Source organism: Chromobacterium sp. ATCC 53434 (assembly GCF_002848345.1).
In the GTDB taxonomy this organism is placed as follows: domain Bacteria; phylum Pseudomonadota; class Gammaproteobacteria; order Burkholderiales; family Chromobacteriaceae; genus Chromobacterium.
Map to the genome: position 1 here is coordinate 1,217,682 of NZ_CP025429.1, position 22,064 is coordinate 1,239,745.

General features: G+C 66.6%; 26 protein-coding genes. 19 read left to right on the forward strand and 7 right to left on the reverse strand.

The genetic code is table 11. From position 1 onward, the window contains the following. Positions 1-9: 9 nt before the first annotated feature. The 17 genes from fliJ to CXB49_RS05895 all read left to right on the forward strand — a co-directional run bounded on the left by fliJ (position 10) and on the right by CXB49_RS05895 (position 12,686). Positions 10-462 (forward strand): flagellar export protein FliJ, encoded by a 453-nt coding sequence (fliJ, locus tag CXB49_RS05815; RefSeq protein ID WP_101707519.1) that lies wholly within the window; start codon positions 10-12, stop codon positions 460-462. Positions 463-516: 54 nt separating this feature from the next. Further along, positions 517-1,491 (forward strand): flagellar hook-length control protein FliK, encoded by a 975-nt coding sequence (locus tag CXB49_RS05820; RefSeq protein WP_101707520.1) that lies wholly within the window; start codon positions 517-519, stop codon positions 1,489-1,491. 109 nt (positions 1,492-1,600) lie between these two features. Beyond that, positions 1,601-2,113 carry a flagellar basal body-associated FliL family protein gene (locus tag CXB49_RS05825; protein ID WP_101707521.1) on the forward strand — a complete coding sequence of 171 codons (513 nt, stop codon included), beginning with the start codon at positions 1,601-1,603 and terminating at the stop codon, positions 2,111-2,113. Positions 2,114-2,118: 5 nt separating this feature from the next. Continuing rightward, the gene (gene fliM / locus CXB49_RS05830) at positions 2,119-3,123 is read left to right on the forward strand and encodes a flagellar motor switch protein FliM (protein ID WP_101707522.1); all 1,005 of its coding nucleotides are present in this window, start codon (positions 2,119-2,121) and stop codon (positions 3,121-3,123) included. Further along, positions 3,120-3,560: a flagellar motor switch protein FliN gene (gene fliN / locus CXB49_RS05835; protein ID WP_101707523.1), complete on the forward strand. Its 441-nt coding sequence runs from the start codon at positions 3,120-3,122 to the stop codon at positions 3,558-3,560. Before fliM ends, fliN begins: the two co-directional genes overlap by 4 nt. Before the next feature lie 5 nt (positions 3,561-3,565). Next, positions 3,566-4,024, forward strand: coding sequence for a flagellar biosynthetic protein FliO (gene fliO / locus CXB49_RS05840; RefSeq protein WP_101710623.1), 459 nt, complete (start codon positions 3,566-3,568; stop codon positions 4,022-4,024). Beyond that, complete coding sequence (gene fliP, locus CXB49_RS05845; RefSeq protein WP_101707524.1) at positions 4,024-4,776, forward strand: flagellar type III secretion system pore protein FliP; 753 nt, start codon at positions 4,024-4,026, stop codon at positions 4,774-4,776. The genes fliO and fliP overlap by 1 nt, the downstream gene beginning before the upstream one ends. An 8-nt stretch (positions 4,777-4,784) precedes the next feature. Beyond that, positions 4,785-5,273 carry a GNAT family N-acetyltransferase gene (locus CXB49_RS05850; protein WP_233492953.1) on the forward strand — a complete coding sequence of 163 codons (489 nt, stop codon included), beginning with the start codon at positions 4,785-4,787 and terminating at the stop codon, positions 5,271-5,273. Continuing rightward, positions 5,270-5,539: a flagellar biosynthesis protein FliQ gene (gene fliQ / locus CXB49_RS05855; RefSeq protein WP_043579223.1), complete on the forward strand. Its 270-nt coding sequence runs from the start codon at positions 5,270-5,272 to the stop codon at positions 5,537-5,539. Before CXB49_RS05850 ends, fliQ begins: the two co-directional genes overlap by 4 nt. Beyond that, positions 5,539-6,318, forward strand: coding sequence for a flagellar biosynthetic protein FliR (gene fliR, locus CXB49_RS05860; protein WP_101707526.1), 780 nt, complete (start codon positions 5,539-5,541; stop codon positions 6,316-6,318). Before fliQ ends, fliR begins: the two co-directional genes overlap by 1 nt. 98 nt (positions 6,319-6,416) lie before the next feature. Continuing rightward, positions 6,417-7,142, forward strand: coding sequence for a YebC/PmpR family DNA-binding transcriptional regulator (locus tag CXB49_RS05865; RefSeq protein ID WP_101707527.1), 726 nt, complete (start codon positions 6,417-6,419; stop codon positions 7,140-7,142). Positions 7,143-7,291: 149 nt separating this feature from the next. Beyond that, positions 7,292-8,593: an aminopeptidase P N-terminal domain-containing protein gene (locus tag CXB49_RS05870; RefSeq protein ID WP_101707528.1), complete on the forward strand. Its 1,302-nt coding sequence runs from the start codon at positions 7,292-7,294 to the stop codon at positions 8,591-8,593. Next, entirely contained in the window at positions 8,590-9,759 is a 1,170-nt protein-coding gene (locus CXB49_RS05875; RefSeq protein WP_101707529.1) for an FAD-dependent oxidoreductase, read from the forward strand. The genes CXB49_RS05870 and CXB49_RS05875 overlap by 4 nt, the downstream gene beginning before the upstream one ends. Before the next feature lie 4 nt (positions 9,760-9,763). Next, positions 9,764-10,918, forward strand: coding sequence for a UbiH/UbiF family hydroxylase (locus CXB49_RS05880; protein ID WP_101707530.1), 1,155 nt, complete (start codon positions 9,764-9,766; stop codon positions 10,916-10,918). 25 nt (positions 10,919-10,943) lie between these two features. Then, positions 10,944-11,675 carry a DsbC family protein gene (locus CXB49_RS05885; RefSeq protein WP_101707531.1) on the forward strand — a complete coding sequence of 244 codons (732 nt, stop codon included), beginning with the start codon at positions 10,944-10,946 and terminating at the stop codon, positions 11,673-11,675. Positions 11,676-11,767: 92 nt separating this feature from the next. Continuing rightward, positions 11,768-12,322: an energy transducer TonB gene (locus CXB49_RS05890; protein ID WP_101707532.1), complete on the forward strand. Its 555-nt coding sequence runs from the start codon at positions 11,768-11,770 to the stop codon at positions 12,320-12,322. 103 nt (positions 12,323-12,425) lie between these two features. Continuing rightward, entirely contained in the window at positions 12,426-12,686 is a 261-nt protein-coding gene (locus CXB49_RS05895) for an acyl-CoA-binding protein (protein ID WP_101707533.1), read from the forward strand. Positions 12,687-12,747: 61 nt separating this feature from the next. Here CXB49_RS05895 and CXB49_RS05900 read toward each other — a convergent pair whose 3' ends face one another. The 7 genes from CXB49_RS05900 to nhaR all read right to left on the reverse strand — a co-directional run bounded on the left by CXB49_RS05900 (position 12,748) and on the right by nhaR (position 19,776). After that, entirely contained in the window at positions 12,748-13,206 is a 459-nt protein-coding gene (locus CXB49_RS05900; RefSeq protein WP_101707534.1) for a type IV pilin protein, read from the reverse strand. Beyond that, complete coding sequence (locus CXB49_RS05905) at positions 13,203-16,478, reverse strand: pilus assembly protein (RefSeq protein ID WP_101707535.1); 3,276 nt, start codon at positions 16,476-16,478, stop codon at positions 13,203-13,205. The genes CXB49_RS05900 and CXB49_RS05905 overlap by 4 nt, the downstream gene beginning before the upstream one ends. A gap of 2 nt (positions 16,479-16,480) precedes the next feature. Continuing rightward, the gene (locus CXB49_RS05910) at positions 16,481-17,026 is read right to left on the reverse strand and encodes a PilX N-terminal domain-containing pilus assembly protein (protein ID WP_101707536.1); all 546 of its coding nucleotides are present in this window, start codon (positions 17,024-17,026) and stop codon (positions 16,481-16,483) included. Beyond that, on the reverse strand, positions 17,023-17,697 hold the full coding sequence (locus CXB49_RS05915; RefSeq protein ID WP_101707537.1) for a PilW family protein: 675 nt from the start codon (positions 17,695-17,697) through the stop codon (positions 17,023-17,025). The genes CXB49_RS05910 and CXB49_RS05915 overlap by 4 nt, the downstream gene beginning before the upstream one ends. Next, positions 17,694-18,236 carry a type IV pilus modification protein PilV gene (gene pilV, locus CXB49_RS05920; protein WP_101707538.1) on the reverse strand — a complete coding sequence of 181 codons (543 nt, stop codon included), beginning with the start codon at positions 18,234-18,236 and terminating at the stop codon, positions 17,694-17,696. Before pilV ends, CXB49_RS05915 begins: the two co-directional genes overlap by 4 nt. Then, a complete protein-coding gene (locus tag CXB49_RS05925) occupies positions 18,227-18,781 on the reverse strand; it encodes a GspH/FimT family pseudopilin (RefSeq protein ID WP_158300631.1) in 555 nt (184 codons plus the stop codon). Before CXB49_RS05925 ends, pilV begins: the two co-directional genes overlap by 10 nt. Positions 18,782-18,888: 107 nt before the next feature. Then, complete coding sequence (nhaR, locus tag CXB49_RS05930) at positions 18,889-19,776, reverse strand: transcriptional activator NhaR (RefSeq protein WP_101707540.1); 888 nt, start codon at positions 19,774-19,776, stop codon at positions 18,889-18,891. A 132-nt stretch (positions 19,777-19,908) separates the two neighbouring features. Between nhaR and htpX the strand changes: the two genes are divergently transcribed. Next, positions 19,909-20,790 carry a protease HtpX gene (gene htpX, locus CXB49_RS05935; protein ID WP_101707541.1) on the forward strand — a complete coding sequence of 294 codons (882 nt, stop codon included), beginning with the start codon at positions 19,909-19,911 and terminating at the stop codon, positions 20,788-20,790. Between the two features lie 53 nt (positions 20,791-20,843). Beyond that, a complete protein-coding gene (locus CXB49_RS05940) occupies positions 20,844-21,836 on the forward strand; it encodes a TerC family protein (protein ID WP_233492954.1) in 993 nt (330 codons plus the stop codon). The last annotated feature ends 228 nt before the right edge of the window (positions 21,837-22,064 follow it).

Genomic DNA, 22,064 nt, shown 5'->3' on the forward strand with positions numbered 1-22,064 from the left:
GGTTAGGCGATGGCCGACGGCAAATACCAGCTGTTGATCCGGCTGGCCGACGAACGCCAGCAGGCGGCCGCCGAGCGGATGGGGCTGGCGCAGAACAGCCTGAACCAGTCGAGGATGCGGCTGGAGCAGCTGGAAAACTTTCGCGACGAATACCGCCAGCGCCTGGTCGCCGGCGGCGGCCAGGGCATGTCGGTGGTCCAGTACCAGGATTTCCGCCGTTTCCTCGCCAGGCTGGACGACGCGATGGAGCAGCAGCAGCAGGATCTCGAGCGCTGCGCCCAGCGCTTCGTGCTGGAGCGCCAGGCCTGGCAGATGGAGTACAAGAAGCTGAAGGCCTACGAGAAACTGTGGCAGCGGGAATGCGAACGCGAGGCGCTGCGCGAGGCCAAGCTGCTGCAGAAGCAGACCGACGAATTCGCCACCCGCCGTTTCTGGGACCAGACCCACGGCGACGATGCCTGACTTGGCACGCTCCTTGCTTTGATTGACGGCGTCACACTCAGTCGAGGCTTCATCATGACCATCATCGTCAATACGCCCAGCGCGAAGGCGAGTCCGGCGACCGGCGCCGCAGGCCCCGCGACGGGAGCCGCCACCGGCGCGGGCGGCGGCGCGTCCGGCGATCTGTTCGCCAGCCTGCTCGGCATGCAGATGAGCGCGGTAGGGGCGATGTTGCCGGGCCTCGGCGATGGCGGCGACGGCAAGCCGGCCGACGACAAGCCCGCCAGCAAGACGGAATCGACCGAGATCGGCGGCGACGTCCAGGCCGCGCTGGCGATGCCGCTGGTGGCGGCGCTGCAGGCCAGCCTGCAGCCGCAGCCGACGCAAACGACGCCGCAGACCGACGTCAAGGCCCTCGGCCAGGATCTGCTGGCCCAGCAGACGACCGCCGTCGCCATCGATCCCGGCGCCTTGCTGCAGGCCAAGCAAGTGTTCAACTGGCAGGGCGAGAAGCAGCAAAAATTGCCGGACCCGGATCAGACCGTCGCGCAATTCTTGCCGCTGCAGCAGTTGCAGCCGCAGCAGAATCAGCCGCAACAGCAGCAGGCGGCCGGCGTCGGCATGCAGCAGCTGACGCTGCCGCAGACGCTGAACGACCCCAGCTGGGGCAAGGCGTTGGGCGAGCAGGTGCTGTCCATGGTCAATCTGAAGATGGACAAGGCCCAGATCCAGTTGAATCCGCCGCAACTGGGGCCGATCGAGGTCACGTTGAAGATGAACGGCACCGATCAGGCCCAGGTATTGTTCACCGCGGCGGTGCCGGCGACGCGCGAAGCGCTGGAAAACAATATGCATCGGCTCAGTTCCATGATGTCGGCCAACGGCATACAGCTGACCGATTCTCAGGTGTCCAGCGGCCAGTCCGGCCAGCAGCAACAGGCCCAGCAACAAAGAAAAGGCCGTCAGGAACAAGGCCTTGGCGAAACCGACGGCAACGACGCGCTGACCGCGATCAAGGCTGCGCGCGGCATACTCAGCATCTTCGCCTGACCCGATTTTGATATTGACACTGTTCATTGACCCGAGAAAACTGGAAAATAAGCTTGGGAAATCGTTTAAGATTTCACTAGGCACTCGATAAAAGAACAGGTCATAACTTATGTCTGATGATAAAAAGGCGGAAAAAAAGGCGGGCGGTGGCGGCAACAAGTTGATGCTGATCGTCATCATTCTGCTGATTCTGGTGCTGGCCGCGGTCGGCGGCCTCGCTGCCTATATGTTCACCAATATGAACAAGCCTCAGGCAGGGGCGCAAGCCGAGCAGGTCAAGGAAAAACCGAAGAAAAAACACGAAGGCCCGCCGATTTTCGAGAAGATGGACACCTTCGTCGTCAATCTGGCCGGCAACGACGGCAGTCTGCTGCAGATCGACATGCAGGCCGAGCTCGGCGACGAGGAGGCCAAGAAGAAATTCACCGACTACGCGCCGAAGATCCGCAGCGCGGTGATTCTGCTGCTGTCGTCGAAGACCGCCGCTGAAATCAGCTCCGCCGACGGCAAGGTGAAGCTGAAGGCCCAGGTCAAGCAGATCATCAATGAAGCGATGGACGCGGGCGACGAGCCCGTGGTCGACAGCGTTCTCTTCACTTCCTTCATCATTCAGAAGCAATAGGCGCCATGGGCGACGATATCCTTTCCCAGGAAGAGGTAGACGCGCTATTACGAGGCGTCTCCGGGGAGGACGAGGACGACGACGGCGGGCAGGATGGCCAGGGGGTCCGCGGCTACGACATCGGCCGGCAGGAACGCATCGTCCGCGGGCGGATGCCGACGCTGGAAATCATCAACGAGCGTTTCGCCCGCAATCTGCGCATAGGTTTGTTCAACTTCCTGCGCCGCAACGCCGAAATCTCCGTCGGTCCGGTGCGGGTGCAGAAGTACAGCGAATTCATCCGCAACCTGGTGGTGCCGACCAACCTGAACCTGGTGCATGTCAAGCCGATGCGCGGCACCGGCCTGTTGATCTTCGATCCGGACCTGGTGTTCCTGATCGTCGACAATCTGTTCGGCAGCGACGGCCGCTACCACGTGCGGGTCGAGGGCCGCGACTTCACGCCGACCGAGCAGCGCATCATCCACCGGCTGCTGGAGGTGGTGTTCACCGAATGCCAGAAGGCGTGGGAGCCGGTCTATCCGATCGAGTTCGTCTACCTGCGCTCGGAAATGAACACCCAGTTCGCCAATATCGCCACGCCGACCGAGGTGGTGGTGGCGATGACTTTCCACATCGAGCTGGGCGCCGGCGGCGGCGACTTCCACATCTGCCTGCCGTATTCGATGGTGGAACCGATCCGCGACCTGCTGTCCAGCACGATGCAGGCCGACCGCACCGAGGTCGACAACCGCTGGGTCAATCTGATGACTCACCAGGTGCAGGCGGCCGAAGTGGAGCTGGTGGCCAGTCTGGCCCACGCCAAGGTGACGCTGGGGCAGATACTGAATCTGAAGAACGGCGATGTGGTGATGATAGAAATTCCCGAGCGGGTGGAGGCCGACGTGTCCGGCATCCCGGTGTTCGAGGCCAGTTACGGCACCGTGCAGGGCCGTTACGCGTTGAAGGTGGAAAAGATACTGGCGGGGGCCCATGAGTTCATGGAGCCGCCTGGAGAGCAAGAGCAATGAGCGAAGAAGAGCAGCAGGCGGGCGCAGCCGGCGCCGAAGAGGAAGTGTCGATGGACGACTGGGCCGCCGCGATGGCGGAACAGGAGGTCGCGGAGGATCAACCGGCGGAGTCTGAGCCGGTGCCGGCCCAGGGGCTGTTCCAGGAGATAGGCGCCGGCGTCATCACCGGCGGTCCGCCGAATCTCGACATGATTCTGGACATCCCGGTGCAACTGACGGTGGAGCTCGGCCGCACCAAGATCGCCATCCGCAACCTGCTGCAACTGGCGCAGGGCTCGGTGGTGGAGCTGGACGGCATGGCCGGCGAACCGATGGACGTGCTGGTCAACGGCTGCCTGATCGCCCAGGGCGAGGTGGTGGTGGTCAACGACAAGTTCGGCATCCGCCTGACCGATATCATCACCCCGGCCGAGCGTATCCGCCGCCTGCAGAAATAATGATCATGAGCCGAGTTCGAAAAACGCGCCTGGCGTGGCTGGGCGCGCTATGTCTTCTCGCGTCGGCCCCGTTGCTGGCCGCGCCGGTCCAGGCGCCGGTCGCGGCGCCGTCGCCGTTCGTCAGCCTGCTGCAGGTGATCTTCGGCCTGGCGGTGGTGCTGGGCGCCATCGTCGGCGTCGCCTGGCTGTTCAAGCGCCTGTCCGGCGGCGTGATGGGCGCCGCGGGCCGCATCCGCGTCGTCGGCGGCACCATGGTCGGCCAGAAGGAGCGGGTGGTGATCGTCGAGCTGGAGGGCGAGTGGCTGGTGCTGGGCGTGACGCCGCAGCAGGTCAATCTGCTGAGCAAGATGCCGCGGCCGGAAGGCGCGGAGGCGGGGCCGGAGCTGCCGGCGGAGCCGTTCGCGCGCTGGCTGAAGGCCGCGCTCGACAAAAGCCGCGCGCCGCAGGGGCGGCAGGACAAATGATGAAAAAGAAGATGGCGATCGCCCTGCTCAGCGGCGGGGCGTTGATGCTGCCTTTGCTGGCGGACGCGGCGGCCGGGCTGCCGCTGATGACCAGCACGCCGGCGGCGGGCGGCGGCCAGAACTACTCGCTCAGCCTGCAGATGCTGCTGTTCATGACGGCGCTGACCTTCATCCCGGCGATGCTGCTGATGATGACGGCCTTCACCCGCATCGTGATCGTGCTGTCGCTGCTGAGGCAGGCGCTGGGCACGACGCAGTCGCCGCCGAACCAGGTCATCGTCGGCCTGGCGCTGTTTTTGACGCTGTTCGTGATGGGGCCGACCTTCGACCAGGTGTACAACAAGGCCTGGGTGCCGTTCTCCGACGACAAGATCAGCTTCAACCAGGCGCTGGACGAGGGTTCCAAGCCGATGAAGGCCTTCATGCTGCGCCAGACGCGCGAAAAGGATCTGGCCTTCTTCATCGAGATTTCGCAGTCGGAAAAGCCGCAGACCAAGGAAGACGTGTCGATGAAGACGCTGGTGCCGGCCTTCGCCATCAGCGAATTGAAGACCGCGTTCCAGATCGGCTTCATGATCTTCATCCCGTTCATGATCATAGACCTGGTCGTCGCCAGCATCTTGATGGCGATGGGCATGATGATGGTGTCGCCGGTGACCATCTCGCTGCCGTTCAAGATGATGCTGTTCGTGCTGGTGGATGGCTGGACCTTGCTGATGGGTTCGCTGGTGCAGAGCTTCTACACCGGATGAACGCGCGCTTGCAGACATTGGAAGAGGCCGATTTGCCGGCCTGTTTCGGCCTGTTCCGCGAAAGCGTGCTGGCGCTGGCCGGCGGCGTGTATTCCGCCGAGCAGTGCCAGGCGTGGGCGCCGGCGCGGCCGTGGGACGCAGAGATCGACAGCGCCTGGCGCAAGCGGCTGGCCGGCGCGTGGGCGTGCAAGGCGGTGGCCGCGGACGGCCGTCTGGCCGGTTTCGCCTGGCTGAGGCGCGACGGCGAGTTCGACATGCTGTTCGTCGCGCCGTGGGCGGGCCGGCAAGGCCTGGCCGGCCGGATGATAGCCGAGCTGGAGGCGCAGGCGGCGCGGGACGGCGTCAGCGCGCTCCATGCCTGGGCCAGCCATGCGGCGCGGCCGGTGTTCGAGCGCGCCGGCTACGTCCTGCTGCGCGCCAACCGCGTGGACAAGGGCGGCGTGGCGATCGACAATGGCTTGCTGGCCAAGGGCGGCTGGCGGGAGGAGGGGGCATGAGTCCGGAACTGATCATCAGCATCGTGCAGAACGCGCTATACATCCTGATCATCGTGTCGGCGCCGGTCTTGCTGACCTCGCTGCTGGTCGGCCTCTTGGTCAGCATCCTGCAGGCCGCCACCCAGATCAACGAAATGACGCTGACCTTCATTCCGAAACTGCTGGCGATGTTCCTGGTGCTGGTGCTGGCTGGACCGTGGATGCTCAATACGCTGATCGAGTACACCACCCGGCTGTTCCAGAGCATACCCAATGTGATCGGCTGATGGCGGTTCCTATCACCGATGTGCAGATCAACGCGCTGGTCGGCGCCTTCGCCTGGCCGTTCGCGCGCATCATAGGCCTGTTCCTGGCCGAACCCATCTTCGCCTACCGCGGCGTGCCGCGCAGTTTCAAGGCGGCTTTCGCCCTGGTGCTGACCGTGCTGCTGACGCCGCTGCTGCCGCCATTGCCGGTGGTGCCGCTGGTTTCGGCCGAGGGCATCGCCATCCTGCTGCAGCAATTGCTGATCGGCCTGGCGATGGGCTTCGTCATGCGCATCGTCATCAGCGCGGTGGAATTGACCGGCTTCATCGTCGGCGCGCAGACCGGCCTCGGTTTCGCGATGTTCTTCGACCCGATACACGCGGCCCAGGTGCCGGTGCTGTCGCAGATGCTGTCGCTGTTCACCTTCTTCATCTTTCTCGCCTTCGACGGCCACCACATGGTGTTGCAGGCCTTGGCGGAAAGCTTCCAGGTGCTGCCGATAGGCATGCCGATGCCGGCGCAGGGGCTGAAGGCGCTGGTGCTGTGGGGAAGCCATCTGGTCGAGTGGGGCGTCTGGCTGGCGATGCCGGTGATAGGCGCGCTGCTGATCACCAACCTGGCCATCGGCGTGATGACCCGCGCGGCGCCGCAGTTCAACATCTTCACCTTCGGCTTTCCGCTGACCATCATGGTCGGCTTCGGCGCGCTCTACCTGACGCTGCCGATGATGATCCCGGTGATCGAGCAGATGTACCGCGCCGGCTTCGAGATGATGCTGAGGATGTTGCAGGCCAAGTGACGCCGCCTCTCGTGGATCGAGGCCGCTTTCTGTTAAAATGTTCCGATCTTCAGAGTGGACCGGGTTCGCCCGAACCGAGACAACAGACAGAGGCAAATATGGCAGGTCACAGCAAATGGGCTAACATCCAGCACCGCAAAGGTCGCCAGGATGCCAAACGTGGCAAGATCTTCACCCGCCTGATCAAGGAAATCACCGTCGCCGCCAAGATGGGCGGAGGCGACGTCAACATGAACCCGCGCCTGCGCCTGGCGGTGGACAAGGCCAAGGCCGAGTCGATGCCTAAGGACAATATCGAGAACGCGATCAAGCGCGGCACCGGCCAGCTGGATGGCGTCGACTACGTCGAATGCCGCTATGAAGGCTACGGCATCGCCGGCGCGGCGGTGATGGTGGACTGCCTGACCGACAACAAGACCCGCACCGTCGCCGACGTGCGCCACGCCTTCTCCAAGTACGGCGGCAATATGGGCACCGACGGCTGCGTGTCCTACCAGTTCAAGCATTGCGGCTATCTGGTGTTCGCCCCGGGCGTCGACGAGGACGCGCTGATGGAAGCGGCGCTGGAGGCCGGCGCCGAGGACGTGCTGACCAACGAGGACGGCTCGATCGAGGTGATCACCGGCCCGTACGAATTCTCCGACATCAAGGACGCGCTGGAAGCCAAGGGCTTCAAGTCCGAGGTCGGCGAAGTGACGATGCGCGCCGACAACGAGACCGAGCTGAGCAGCGACGACTCCGTTCGCATGCAGAAGCTGCTGGACGCGCTGGAAGACCTGGACGACGTGCAGGACGTGTACACGTCCGCGGTGCTGGCCGAATAAACCGGTCCAGACCGCAGCAAGGAACCCGGCCTGGGCCGGGTTTTTTCATGCCAGGAGCGGCGAGAGCCGCCACAGGCTTGGGCCGGGGGCGCAGCCGGTGTAAACTGGCGTTTTGCGCCAGCCGCTCCGCGCCAGGAATCCAAACGCACATGCATCGACCGCACGCCGCACGCCGCCAGCAACTGCTGAACCAGATCGGCGCAGGAATCGCCCTGCTGCCCACCGCGCCGGAAGCGGTGCGCAACGCCGATTGCAACTACCCCTACCGTCCCGACAGCTATTTCCTGCACCTGTCCGGTTTCGCCGAGCCGGAGGCGGTGCTGCTGCTGGACGGTCGCAGCGGCAAGTCCATCCTGTTCTGCCGCGAACGCAATCCGGAAATGGAAATCTGGGACGGTTTCCGCCACGGCCCTGACGGCGCGCGCGAGATCTTCGGTTTCGACGAAGCCTACCCGCTGTCGGAGATGGACGAGCGGGTGCCGGCGCTCTTGGACGGCTGCGAGCGGCTGTGGTGGCCGCTGGGCCGCCATGGCGCCTTCGACCGCCGCGTCAACGGCTGGCTCGACGCCGTGCGCCGGCGCGCGCACGCCGGCCGCCGGCCGCCGGCGCATTACGGCGATCTGTGCTCGCTGCTGGACGAGATGCGCATGATCAAGGACGAGGCCGAGATCGAGCTGCTGCGCCGCGCCGGCGAGATTTCCGTCGCCGGCCACGTTCAGGCGATGCGCGCCGCGCGGCCGGGCCAGTACGAATACCAGCTGGAAGCGGAGCTGTTGCATGCCTTCGTGCGGCGCGGCGCGCGCCAGCCGGCCTACGAGAGCATCGTCGCCGCCGGTGCCAACGCCTGTACGCTGCACTATGTGGCCAATGACGCGCTGATCGCCGACGGCGAGCTGGTGCTGATCGACGCCGGCTGCGAATGGCAGGGCTACGCCGGCGACATCACCCGGACCTTCCCGGCGAACGGCCGCTTCAGCGGCCCGCAGCGCGACGTGTACGAGATCGTGCTGGCGGCCGAGCTGGCCGGCATCGCCGCGGTCAGGCCGGGCGCGGCGTGGAACGCCCCCGGCGACGCCGCGCTGGCGGTGCTGGCGCGCGGCCTGCTGGACCTGGGGCTGCTGTCCGGCACCGTCGACGGCGTGATCGAGTCCGGCGCCTACCGCCGCTTCTACATGCACGGCGTCGGCCACATGATAGGGCTGGATGTGCATGACGTCGGCCTGCGCAAGCTGGACGGCGAATGGCGGCGCTATCGGCCCGGCATGTGCACCACGGTCGAGCCCGGCCTGTATATCCGGGCGGCGGCCGACGTGCCGGAGGCCTTCCACGACATCGGCGTGCGCATCGAGGACGACGTGTTGGTGACGGCCGACGGCAACGAGGTGTATACCGCGGCGGCGCCGAAGACGATAGACGAGATCGAGGCGCTGATGCGCGGAGAACAGAGATGAACGCGATCAATGGCGAACACGCCGACGTGCTGGTGGTCGGCGGCGGCCCGGTAGGCGCGCTGGCGGCGCTGCGGCTGGCGAGGCAGGGCCGCAGCGTGCTGCTGGTGGAGGCCAGGGTGCGCGGCGCCGAAGTCCGCGACGCCCGGGCGTTGGCCCTGTCCTGGCACAGCCGCGAGCTGCTGGCCGAGGCAGGCGCCTGGCCGGACGATCTGCCGGCCACGGCGATAGACACCGTCCACGTGTCGCAGCAGGGCAGCTGCGGCCGCACCCGGCTGGACAGCGCCGACCTGGGCCTGACGCATCTGGGCGCGGTGGTCGATTATCCGGCGCTGGTCGCCGGTCTGGCCGGCGCGCTGGAGCGGGCCGGCGTGCGGGTGCTGTGGCAAAGCCGGGTGTTGTCGGTGAAAAGCCTGAGCCAGTACGCCTGCGCCGAGGTCGACACGCCGGACGGCCGGCGCCTGCTGACCGCGCGGCTGTTGGCGCTGGCCGAGGGCGGGGCGCTGGCCGATTCGCTGCCGGGCGTCAGCCGCCTGACGCACGATTACCGCCAGTGCGCGGTGTTGGCCGAGGTGGAGACCGAGCGGCCGCCGGCCGGCGTCGCCTATGAACGCTTCGCCCACGACGGCCCGCTGGCGCTGCTGCCGCACGGCCAGCGCTATATGCTGGTCTGGACCCGCAGCCGCGCCGACGCGGAACGGCTGACCGAGGCTGACGAGGCGGTGTTGCGCGCCGAGTTGCAGCAGGCTTTCGGCGAGCGCCAGGGCCGCATCCTGTCCATCGGCCCGCGCGCTAGCTTCCCGCTGGCGCTGCGCCAGGCGAGCCGGGTGGCGAGCGGCCGGGTGGCCTTGATAGGCAACGCCGCCCAGACCATGCATCCGGTGGCGGCGCAGGGGCTTAACCTGGGGTTGCGCGACGCCGTCGGCCTGGCCGAGGCGCTGGAGGGGGCTGCCGATCCGGGCGACGCCACCGCGCTCAGGCGCTATGCCGGCTCGCGCAAGCTGGACAGCCACGCGGTGGTCGGTTTCACCCATGGATTGATCAAGCTGTTCGACGGCCACCGGCCGTGGCAGAACGCGCTGCGCGGCATCGGCATGACGGCGCTGGATGTGCTGCCGCCGTTGCGGCGCAGGTTCGCCGGCCATCTGGTGTTTGGCGTGCGGGGATAAGTTGATGCGGAACGACAAATATCACGTCATCGTCGTCGGCGGCGGCCTGGTCGGCGCCAGCCTGGCGCTGGCCTTGGGCCGCGCCGGCAGGCGGGTGGCCTTGCTGGAGGCGCGCGAGCCGGACTTCGCCGAGCTGGAACAGGGCTGGGATGCCCGCGTTTACGCGGTCAGTCCGGCCAACCGCCGTTTTCTCGACGGCATCGGCGCCTGGCCGGACATGGGGCGGGTCGGCACGATAGCGACGATGGACGTGCGCGGCGACGCCGGCGGACGGATCGCCTTCTCCGCCAGCGACGCAGGCGGCGACGCCGACGCGCTGGCCTGGATCGTCGAGAACCGCTGGCTGCTGGCCGCGATATGGCGGCGCCTGCGCGACGACGGGGTCGAGGTGTTGACCGGCGCGCCGGCGGCGGCGATGTCGACGACGCCCGGCGAGGCGCGGCTGACGCTGGCCGACGGCCGCGAACTGCGGGCCGAGCTGCTGGTCGGCGCCGACGGCGCCAACTCCTGGGTGCGCGGCCAGCTGGGCCTGCAAGCCAGCGTCAAGCCGTACGGCCAGAGCGGCGTGGTGGCCAATTTCATCTGCGAGCGGCCGCATGGCGACATCGCGCGGCAATGGTTCACCGGCGACAGCGTGCTGGCCTGGCTGCCGATGGCGGGGAACCGAATCTCGATGGTCTGGTCCACCTCTGATCCGCAGGCTTTGCTGCAACTGCCGCCGCAGGCGCTGGCGGCGCGCGTGGCCGAGGCCGGCGGCCGCCAGCTGGGCGCCTTCGAGACCATCACGCCGGCCGCGGCTTTTCCGCTGCGGCTGATCCAGCCGGAGGCGGTGGTGGCCGAGCGGGTGGCGCTGGTCGGCGACGCCGCCCACACGGTGCACCCGTTGGCCGGCCAGGGCGTCAACCTGGGCTTCCAGGACGCGGCGCAACTGGCGGCGCTGCTGACGGACGCGCCCGATTGCGGCGACTGGATGTTGCTGCGCCGCCATCAGCGGCAGCGCCGCGAAGCGGTGGCCGCGATGCAAATGGGTTGCGATGGCCTGTACCGGCTGTTTCATGCCAAACTGCCCGGACTGCCATGGCTGCGCAATACCGGCCTGTCGCTGACCAACTGCCTGGCACCGCTGAAGCGGCAGTTCGCGCGGCAGGCGATTGGATGATAATCCCACACGGACACACTACCTGATGAAAACGAGATTGAAATCGCTGGCGCTGGCCAGCTCCATGCTGATGTCGCTGGCCGCCTGCTCGCAAGCCGCCGGCAGCAATCTGGAAGACGTGAAGAAGGCCTTCCTCAGCCACTTCCCGAGCAAGCAGGTGAAGAGCGTCAGCGCCTCGCCGGTCAAGGGCATCTACGAGTTGGTGGTGGACGGCAAGCAGGTGGTCTACGTCAACAGCGACGCCAGCTATCTGTTCGTCGGCGACCTGATCGACACCAAGAGCAAGGAAAGCCTGACCGAGAAGAAGATGGCCGAGCTGTCCAAGGTGGACTTCAACTCGCTGCCGCTGCAATACGCGTTCAAGGACGTGCGCGGCAAGGGCGAGCGCAAGATGGCGGTGTTCACCGATCCGGATTGCCCGTACTGCAAGAAGCTGGAGCGCGAGAGCCTGAAGGACATCGACAACGTCACCATCTACACCTTCCTGTATCCGCTGACCCAACTGCATCCGGACGCGATGCGCAAGGCCAAGCAGATCTGGTGCTCGCCGGACAAGGCGGCCACCTGGACCGCCTTCATGCGCGACGGCAAGCCGCTGACCGGCCCGGACAATTGCGACACGCCGCTGGACAAGATCCAGGCGCTGGGCGAGAAGCTGGGCGTCACCGGCACGCCGGCGCTGGTGTTCGCCAATGGCCGCGTGGTGCCGGGCGCGATAGACGGCAGCGACATCGAGCAGCTGCTGAGCGCCAAGTAAGTCGGACCAAAACGGGACCTCGGTCCCGTTTTTTTCTGGCGGTTTGAATGGGAGCGGGCATGAGGACGCGGCGCGGGGACAGGACGGGACGCTTGCTGTTGATGCTGTGCCTGTCGCTGTTGGCCCATGCCGCCTTGCTGTGGCTGCCGTTGCGGCCCGGCCAGTGGGACGGCGGCCGCCATGACGGTTTGCGGGTCAGGCTGACGGCCGCGGCCGAGCCGGTTCCACGGCCGGCGCCGTCGCGGACGCAGCCGGCGCCGCTTGTCGAGGCCTCCGCCGCCGGTCCGGCCTCCGCGCCGGCGCCGCTGCGGGAGGACGGCGACCGGCTGAGGCTGGGCGCCTATCTCTATTACTCGGCGCGCGAACTCGACCAGCTGGCGCAGCAACTGGGGCCGATCACGCTGCCGGACGTCGATCTGGTCGCGCCGACGGCCCCCATCGTCGCGCTGGTGTTTATCGACGCCGACGGCCAGGTCGACGCGGTGCGCTTCGAAGGCAGTCCGCCGCCGGTGCTGACGGCCGCCATCGCCCCTGTCTTCCGTGCCACCCGCTATCTGCCGGCGCGCAAGGACGGCCTCGCGGTCAAAAGCTACAAGCGCATCCGCATCGAACCGCAGCTGGCGCCGCCGCCGGCGCTGTCGCATTGAGTCCCGCTTCATGCTAAATTGTCCACCGTTCCGGCGCATGCCGGAGGGCTAACACTTCCAGGAGCGGATGCACCGTTCCGGTCCACGACACAAAGGATATGCCATGTCTGATCTGCAGACGCTGTTCACCCAGGCCCAGGCCGACGTCAAGACCCTGTCCGAGCGCCCGGACAACCAGACCCTGCTGCAGCTGTACGCGCTGTTCAAGCAGGCCACCGACGGCGACGCCAGCGGCGAGCGCCCGGGCATGATGGATTTCATCAACCGCGCCAAGTTCGACGCCTGGGAAAAGCTGAAGGGCAAGGATGCCGCGGCGGCCATGCAGGAATACGTGGACGTGGTCAACAAGCTGCTGGCCGACTAAGCCAGGCTGGACCCAAGCCAAGCAAAACGGCGCCTTCGAGGCGCCGTTTTGCTTTTGGCGCTCACCAGCAGCCGCTGACGCTCAGCGCGCCGCCGCCGGCGGCCATATTGCTCTGATTGCCAAGATTGTCGAGCTGATAGGTCTGGCAGCTGTCCTGCGCCTGCGCGCCCTGCGGCGTCGCCGTCAGCACGAAGGCGGTGGCGCTGGCGCTGGAAATCGCCAGCGCGTAGTAGTTGTTGCCGTTGCCCGGCACATAGACCGTCCCGCTGGCGTAGCCCAGCGTCGCCAGCTGGCTGGCGTAGCCGTTGTTCAGCGAATAGTAGCTCTCCTGGCGGGTGGCCAGGTCTTGCAGCGCGGTCTTGGCCGCCGTGCGGTTGGACTGCAGGATGAAGGTCCGGTAGGACGGGATGGCGATGGCCGCCACGATGGCCAGCACCGCCATCGCGATGACCAGTTCCAGCAGCGAGAATCCGCTGGACGCGCGCTTGTTCGTCACGGTGCCTCCGTTGGCGGCCTTCATCGCAGTTCTATCCAGTTCAGCCGGGCGTGCAGATCGAAGGCGGCCGGGTTGATCTGCGGCGGCGTGGCGATCGGGCCGCCGTTGATGCTGCTGCCGATGGCGAAATAGTTGTTCTGGTAGCTTACCACGCTGGGGCTGCCGGCCATATTGATGGCGATGCCGTTGATCGCGTTGCCGCTGATGCCGTTGAAATTGCCTGAGTCGTTGGCATAGAAGGAGCGTGCGGTCGCGCCGCCGGTCTTCATGTTCAGCGACATGGTGAAACCGGTGGCGGAGGAGACGGTGCAGGACGAGGCGGCGGTGCTGGGCGGAATGGTGGTGTTGACGGTGAAGGTCCCCAGCTCGTTGACCGGGTTGTACACCACCTGTTCGCCGCTGCCCGGCAGGTTCAGCAGCCAGCCGTAGCTGTTGTTCGTGCTGCAGCCGCTGCCGCCCTGCCAGCACACGGTATTGCTCGACAGCGCGCGATAGCCCTGTACCGAGCCCAGCGTCGAGCTGTAGGAGGCGGTGACGGTCTGCGCGCTCAGATTGCCGGGACGCAGCGTCAGGCCGCCGACCGGCGCGCTCTGGCCGTAGTAGGTTGACGAGCCGCTCAGCGTATTCCAGCCCGACATGTCCCAGTCCCATACGCCGTACAGGCTCTGGGTGCCGCCGGCGTAGACGTCGGGCGAGGTGGTGGTGAACGGGATCTTCTGGCCGGTGCCGAAGCCGATCAGCACGCGCGGAATGGCGTCGCCGACCGGGATGGCGGACACCAGCAGCTTGCTGGTGATCGGCTGCAGGCTGCGGCTGCAACTGCCGCCGCTGACCTGGGCGTTGGTGCAGTAGGTGTACTGGCTGGTGAACAGCGGCGCGGCGGCGCCCTTGCCGTATTGCGACACGCTCCAGGTGGACGGGCTGCTGCCGGTGACGTCGAAGCGCCAGACATTGCCGAACAGATCGCCGGTGTAGATGTAGTCGGTGGTGCCGTCGCCGTCCAGGTCGGCGGCGGTCGCGTAGTAGATGCCGTTGTTGTTGCCGCCGCCGGACGGATCGTTGCCGGGGCCGCTGCCGGTGTCCAGCTCGTAGAAGCTGAGGGCGCCGCTGCCGGACACCAGCATGATGAAGATGGCGGCGTGGCCGTTGGCGCTGTTGTAGCCGTTGCCGAATATCGCCCCCCACTGGCCGTTGTGGAAGCGGGCGATCACCGGCGTGCCGAAGGTGTAGCCGAGATCGTTGCCGCAATTGCTCTTGTTGACGCAGCTCAGCGTGCCGCTGCCGATCTCGCTCAGCACCAGGCTGGCGGCGTTGGCCTCGGAGAAGTTGGCCGGATTGGTCACGTCCAGCAGATACAAGGCCTGGCCGCCGGCGCCCATGCCACCGATCAGCCAGGTATGCCAGGCGTTGTTGAAGAACAGGTCGTCGGCGGCCGGCGTCGCGTCGACGAAATACTGGTGGGCATAAGTGGGGCTGCTGAACTGGACGGTATTGGCCTGGCCCGCCGCCGGCAGATAGGCGATCACCTCCTGGCCGTCGTTCGGCACCGTGCTGGTCGCGTAGTTGCCGCTGCTGTCCTCGGCGCCGCTGCGGAAACCGTGCAGCATGCCGTCGTTGCCGCCGCCGTAGATGACGTTGGCGCGCGTCAGATTGGCGGACTTGAAGCCGCTGTAGCTTTGCGCGCCGCTGGCGTTCTCGGCCGGCGAGGCGGACGGATACAGCCTGTCGCTCCAGCTGTCGGCATAGCCGTTCTGCGGCGGACCGACCCAGATCGGACTGCTGTTGACGATGTCGCCCAAGACGCTGTCGCGGTCGCGGAACAGGCCGACGCCCAGCGTGCTGATCTCGTTGCCGCGCGCGCCGCGCAGATACGATAGCCGCGCCGAGCCATTGCCGTCGCCGTTCAGCGCGGCCTGCTGGGCGGTCGACAGATTGGCCCACTGGAACGGAATGCCCTGGCTGCCGTTCCAGCTGAGTATCGCCCGGCTGGACTGCGCGCTCATATTGTTGACGCCGGTGGCGCTGCAATTGCCGCCGGTCAGCACGCAGGAGGCGTCCCAGCTGGCGGTGGTGGCTACCGTCACCTGGCCGGTGGCGCTGTTGCCCATCAGCGCGTAGGACGCCAGCTCGCCCCACCAGTTGTCGGCGTGATAACTGGCCACGTATTGCTGGGTGCCGGTCTTGACCAACGCGGTCTGCTGGCTGTTCAGGCCGCTGGAACTGGCGGTCTGGGTCGATGGCTGAACCTGGAAGCAGGCCAGTTCGTGGACGTTGCGGCTGCCGCCGGTGGAGCCGGCGAAGCCGAAGGTGATCTGGCTGGGCAGCGGCCCGCTGACCGAGGTGTTGTTGATGTCGTAATTGGAGATCACCGGCACGTAGGCGCCGTTGTTGTAGCTGTACCAGAGGCTGAGCAGATTGCCGGTGGTGATCTTCAGCTTGTAGCTGATCGGCACCGCCTGGCCGCGCTTGACGGCCGACTCGTTGGCCATCGGCTGGCTGGACGGCAGCTGATAGACGCCGCCGCTGGTGCCGGGGATGTTGATGAACTGGTAGTTCATCACGCTCTGCAGGCCGTAGCGGCCGGTTTTGCATACGCTCTGCACCATGGACGCGCTGAAGCTGCCGCCGAACTGGCTGGTCAGCGCGCCGGCGGCGACCGAGCCGGCGCCACGCAGCGAGATGTTTTGCGGCTTGGCGCCGGGACCGGTGGCGGTGTTGTCGTTGCTGGCGCCGCCGTTGGGGAAGTTGCCGTACTCGTCCATGCCCAGGCCGAGGTAGCCGCCTATGATGCCGTTGTACGGCGAGTTGACGTTGGAGCAGCTGTAGCCGAGGCTGCCGCCGAAGGAGCCGACGGCGCCGGGAATGGCGGACAGCAGAAAGAAGCTCATGCCGTCGGCGCCGTCGCGCGCGGTGCCGCCGGAATCGCCGTTGTAGGTATAGGTCGTGAACGTCGCCTGCAGGCCGCTGTTGGACGGAAACAGATTGTTGTAGACGATGGCGCCGGACTGGCTGCCGGCGCTGTTGGTCAGCCGCAGCGCGCCGTTGCCGACCGGATCGGGCAGCGTGCCGGCGTAGCCGCCGATCTGGGCGTTGCCGCTGGGGTCCTTGTTGCCGCAGGCCGGAACCGAGTCGCTGCCGCCGCCGGCGGTCATGCAGGCGCCGCCGAAGACCAGCCAGTTCAGCTGGGCGGCGGCGCCGGTGAAGTTGTCGGCTATCGTCACCGCGCGGCCGGCGTCGGACCAGCAGGCGGCGGCGAGGCAGGCGGCGGCGAGGCTTAGCGACGGGCGCGGTGTCATCGTCATTTCCCCAGGTTGGACACGCCGGAATACAGCGTGTAGGTACTCTGCAATACCACGACCGAGTTGGCGTTGCCGCCGTAGCCCAGCGTGGTCAGCTGGTAGAGGACGCCGTTGCCGCCGGCATTGAGCCCCAGATACTGGATGTAGAGCTGGGGCGCCTGATAGAAGGTCTGGCTGCCGCCGTTGGCGGCGATGTTCATATACGGCGGCGAATAGGCATAGCTGCTTGCCCACGGCAGCGCCGAGGGATTGGACAGCGCGTTGCCGCAGATCTGCGGCGTGCTCTGGGCGCCGCTGCAGCTGGCGGCGACGGCATTGGCGTTGTTGCCCTGGGCCAGCCACCACTCGGCGTACTGCAGCGCCGCCTGCGCCGCCTCGAAGGCGCGGCCCTTCTCGCGCATATTGCCGGCCATCCGGCCCTGCAGGCCGACGCTGCGCATCATCGCCAGGCCGATGATGGTGATCACGATCAGCATCATCAGCGCCGCTATCAGCGTGAAACCGCGCGGTCGGTCGGGGGAAGGGGGAGGGGCGCGGCGGCTCATAACTGGTTCATCAGTCCTATCAGCCAGGACAGCGTGACGCTGGCCGGCTGCCCCGGCTTGCCGGCCAGCGGATTGGCCATCGTCAGCGTCACCCGGATCGAGCGCACCGTCTGGCCCGCCGGCAGGCTGGCGGCGTTGTAGTAATGATTGACCGATCCGCTGTTGCCGGTGTCGACGCCGTACAGCACGCTCATATTGCTGACGCCGTCGACCAGCACCTGGGCGGCTCCGCCGTTGACCGAGCAGGTCAGCTGCTTGCCGGCGCTGACGGCGAACTGATTGACGTAGACCTGGTTGGCGCTGCCTCCGTTGCCGGCGCCGTTGCAATTGAGGATGTTGTCGCCGGGCGCGGTGGCGAAGCGCACGCTCAGCGTGTCCGGCGGGCCATAGCTGCCGGCGATGGACTGGCCGGCGGCGAAGGCACCTGCCGCCGGCAGCGCGGTGGCGACGGTCTGCGTCTGCGGGGACGGGTAGTAGCCGGCGGACTGGACGATGGTGTTGATGATGGTCATCGCGGTGCGCTGGTTGTCCTGCAACTGGGCCAGGCCGTTCTGGTTGGTCTCGGTCAGCTCGGTGGAGGCGAAGATCATGATCAGCACGCTGAGCAGGAACAGGCCTATGCCTATCGCCACCAGCACCTCGATCAGGCCGCTGCCGCGCTGCCGTCTCATGGCTCCACCACCATCTGGTAGTTCTGGGTGGCGGTGCCGGATGCCGTCGAGGCCGCGTTCACCGCGCTTTTCTTCTCCAGCCAGTACACGGTGATGGTGCAGGCGGTCGGGGAGGAGCCGCTGCCGGCCGTGCAGACGATCTGGCCGCTGCCGCCGGGCAGGGCCGCCAGCGTGCCGCTGCCCCATTGGACGACGTCGTAGCCGGCCATCGCGCCCGCGCTGCAATTGGTGCCGGACGCCGAGCAGTCCACGCTCTGGCTCAGCGCCGGCGAGCCGCTGACGCCGCTGGCGCTGACGCTCCAGCTATTGCTGGCGGCGACCGACAGAGTGCCCCAGTACGAGGTGTTGGCGTGCATCGCCGCCGCCATGCTTTCGGCGGCGATCGAGCCCAGGCTGCGCGTGCGGGCGATGGCGGTGCTGTTGATGGCGGCCGCCTGCATCGCGGCGATGCCGAGCAGGCCCAGCGAGATGACGATCAGCGCCACCAGCACTTCCAGCATGCTGAAGCCGGCCTGCGGCGGGGGGCGGGTCATGGACATGAGAATTGTCCGGTGGCGTCGGTCTGTCCGCTGCTCAGCAGCTGCGGATGGCCGGCCGCGGCCAGCGCCAGGCAGCGGCGGTTGGCGGCCAGATTATCGGCGGTATTGAACGTCAGCATGCCGACATTGGCGGCCGGCGCGTAGCCCATGCGATTGAAGCACAGCGCCGGGTTGGTCCCGTTGCTGTAAGTGGCGGAGTCGCCGCTGCTGAAGGCCTTCTGCAACCGCAGCACGGTGCCGCCGGTGTCGCCGCAGCTGTTGTTGGCGGCCGCCAGCACGATCCAGCCGGTCGCCCAGTTGGTGTTGCCGCCCGAGCCGTTGCAGCTGGCGCCGTTGCTGGACGGGCAGACCAGTACCACCTGCCCGCGCTTGATCGCCTCGCTGCGGGCGAACAGCACGTCGCCGTACAGATTGCCGCTTTCCGACAGCAGCGCGTTGGTGGCGACGGTGCGTTGATAGGCGGGAACGGCGAAGGCCAGCACCAGGCCCAGCAGCGCCATGACGATCAACAACTCTAGCAGGGTGAAACCGCGTTCTTCATCCATGACATGATGCCCAGTCCGCCGCAGACGTTTTCCCATTATCGATCAAGACGATAGCGGATCAGCGGCCGCTAGTCCGGCAGCGACGGCCTTTCGTCGTCAAAACAATCCTAATTGTAGGACCAGGCTTGCAGGATGGCCTGCAGCGCCGGGTGCTGCAGTTTGCGGCGGCTGGCGCTGAGGTAGTAATGCTCCCAGACGCCGTCCAGCACGCCGACCTGTTCCAGGCCGGGCAGGCCGGCGGTGTCGTCGGGCAAGGCCGGCGTCGGACACAGGCCCAGCCCCTGGCGGGCGAAGGTCTCCATCAGCGCGTAGTCGTCGAATTCGCCTATCACGCGCGGCCGCAGCCCCTGCGCTTCGAACCAGTGCTCCAACTGGCGGCGCAGCACGTTGTCGCGGCTGGGCAGCAGCAGCGGCGCCTGTTCCAGACTGGAGGGAAAACCCGCCCGGTGGCGTTCGCTCAGCGCCGGGCTGGCCAGCAGCAGCACCGGGCAGCGCAAGAGCTGCCAGGACTGGAATTGCTGTTGCTCGCTGCTGGCGACCGGCCGGTCCGCCAGCACCAGGTCCAGCCTGTGGCGGCCCAGCTCGCCTATCAACTCGTCGAAATCGCCCTCGCTGCAGCTGAGCCGCAAACCGGCATCCAGTTCCAGCGCCGGCTGCAGCAGGCGGCTGGCGATGCGTTTCGGCAGCACGTCGGATACGCCGGCCGCCAGCCGCAGCACCTGGTCCAACCGCGGATCGGCCAGCGCTTCGGCCAATTCCTCGCCCAGCAGGAAGATGCGGTCGGCGTAGCCCTGCGCCACGCGGCCGGCCTCGGTCAGCTCCAGTCCGCGGCCGTGCTGGCGGAACAGCGATCGGCCCAGTTGCTGCTCCAGCCGGGAGATCTGGCCGCTGACGGTCTGCATGCTGACGCCCAGCTGTTCGGCGGCGCGGGTGACGCTGCCGGTACGGGCGACGGCCCAGAAATAATGCAGATGCTTGTAGTTGAGATTGTCCATTTTATTATTCGAAAAAATCGTATCGATTATCAGATTTTACTTTATTTTTTCGATGCTTTACGTGGCATACACTGCAGTGTGGCCATGGTGGAGCCGTGGCCGATGACTGGATGCATTTCGGGAGATTGAATAATGAAACGGGTGATTTTGCTGATTGTGACCAACATCGCGGTGATGCTGGTGCTAAGCCTGAGCGTGCGGCTTTTGGGCCTGGACCGCTTCGTCACCGCCGGCGGGCTGAACCTGGGCATGTTGCTGATGTTCTCGGCGGTGCTGGGCTTCGGCGGCGCCTTCATTTCGCTGGCCCTGTCGAAAACCATGGCCAAGTGGAGCACCGGCGCGCGGGTGATCACCCAGCCGTCCGGCCAGACCGAGGTCTGGCTGCTGAATACCGTGCGCAAATTGGCCGACCGCGCCGGCCTGGCCATGCCCGAGGTGGCGGTGTACGACGGCGAGCCGAACGCCTTCGCCACCGGCCCCAGCCGATCCAATTCGCTGGTGGCGGTGTCCACCGGCCTGCTGGCCAATATGACGGAGCAGGAAGTGGAGGCGGTGCTGGCGCACGAGATCGCCCACATCCGCAACGGCGACATGGTGACGCTGACGCTGATTCAGGGCGTGGTCAACACCTTCGTGTTCTTCTTGGCGCGCGTCGTCGGCTACCTGGTGGACAGCTGGCTGAAGCGCGACGAGGAAAACAGTTCCGCCGGCACCGGCATCGCTTACTTCGTCACGGTGATCGTCTGTGAGATCGCGTTCGGCATCCTGGCGTCGCTGGTGGTGATGTATTTCTCGCGCCAACGCGAATTCCGCGCCGACGCCGGCGCCGCCGAACTGCTGGGTTCGCCGCGACCGATGGCCGACGCGCTGCGTCGCCTGGGCGGCATCGAGGCCGACGGCCTGCCGCAGGGCATGGCCGCCTCCGGCATCGCCGGCGGCCGCGGCCTCTTGGGTCTGTTCGCCACCCACCCGAGCATGGAAGAACGCATTGCGGCGCTGGAAGGCCGCGCTTGACGGAGCCGGCGGCTGCGGCCGCCGCGCATTGACGGATTGAATGGAGTATTGAGTTGATCGACTTTCTGACCGCGCCGGCCCTGGGTTATCCGCTGTGGATCTGGCTGGCCTTTCTTGCCGGCGTGCTGGCGCTGCTGGCCTTCGACCTCGGTGTCCTGCAGCGGGACGGCCGCGAGATCGGCGTGCGCGACAGCTTGAAGCTGTCGGCGTTCTACATCGGCGTCGGCCTGGCCTTCGGCGGCTGGGTGTGGTGGTATCGCGGCGCCGACGCCGGCGTGCAGTATCTGACCGGCTATCTGCTGGAGAAATCGCTGTCGCTGGACAATGTGTTTGTGATCTCGTTGATCTTCGGCAGCATGGCGGTGCCGCGCGCCTACCAGCACCGGGTGCTGTTCTGGGGCATTCTGGGCGCCATCGTGATGCGGGCGCTGATGATAGGCGCCGGTGCCGCGCTGGTGGCCCAGTTCCAGTGGATCCTGCTGGTGTTCGGCGCCTTCCTGCTGTTTGCCGGCCTGAAGATGCTGTTCGCCGCCGACGACGAGGCCAAGCCGCTGTCCGAGCAGAAGTTCTACCAGTGGCTGCGCCGCCGGATGCGGTTGACGCCCGACTTGCACGGCAGCGCCTTCCTGGTGCGCGGCGAGCGCCACGGTCTGGGCAAGGGCTGGTGGGCGACGCCGCTGTTGCTGACCTTGATCCTGGTGGAGTCGGCCGACCTGGTGTTCGCCGTGGACAGCATTCCGGCGATCTTCGCGGTGACCCAGGACCCGTTCCTGGTCTATACCTCGAACATCTTCGCCATCCTGGGCCTGCGCGCGCTGTATTTCGCGCTGGCGGCGATGGTGCACCGCTTCCATTATCTGAAGTACGCGCTGGCGCTGGTGCTGGTGTTGATAGGCGTCAAGGTGGGGCTGGTCTATCTGCATGACGTCGGCCTGGTGGCGTTCAAGCTGCCCACCGCCTGGTCGCTGCTGGCGACGGTGGGCTTGCTGGGCGGCGGCGTATTCTATTCGCTGTACCGCACCCGCGGCGACGAGGCGGTTGGCTAGCGCGAGGAACCAATCGGTTTTTCCACCGCTCAAACAGGCGGAGCGTCCGTCGATTTTTCGATGCGCTCCGCCTGTTCGCCGCCTGCGCGGCGCGGGCGCCGATTAGAGTCTGTTGACGCCAAGCCAAGCCGTACACCGCCCCGTTGCCGGCCTTGCGCTTGCACACCCTGCGCCGCATCCTCCGTTTTGCATCGCGCGATCGTTCGCGGTCGCGCCGCGCCCGGCAGC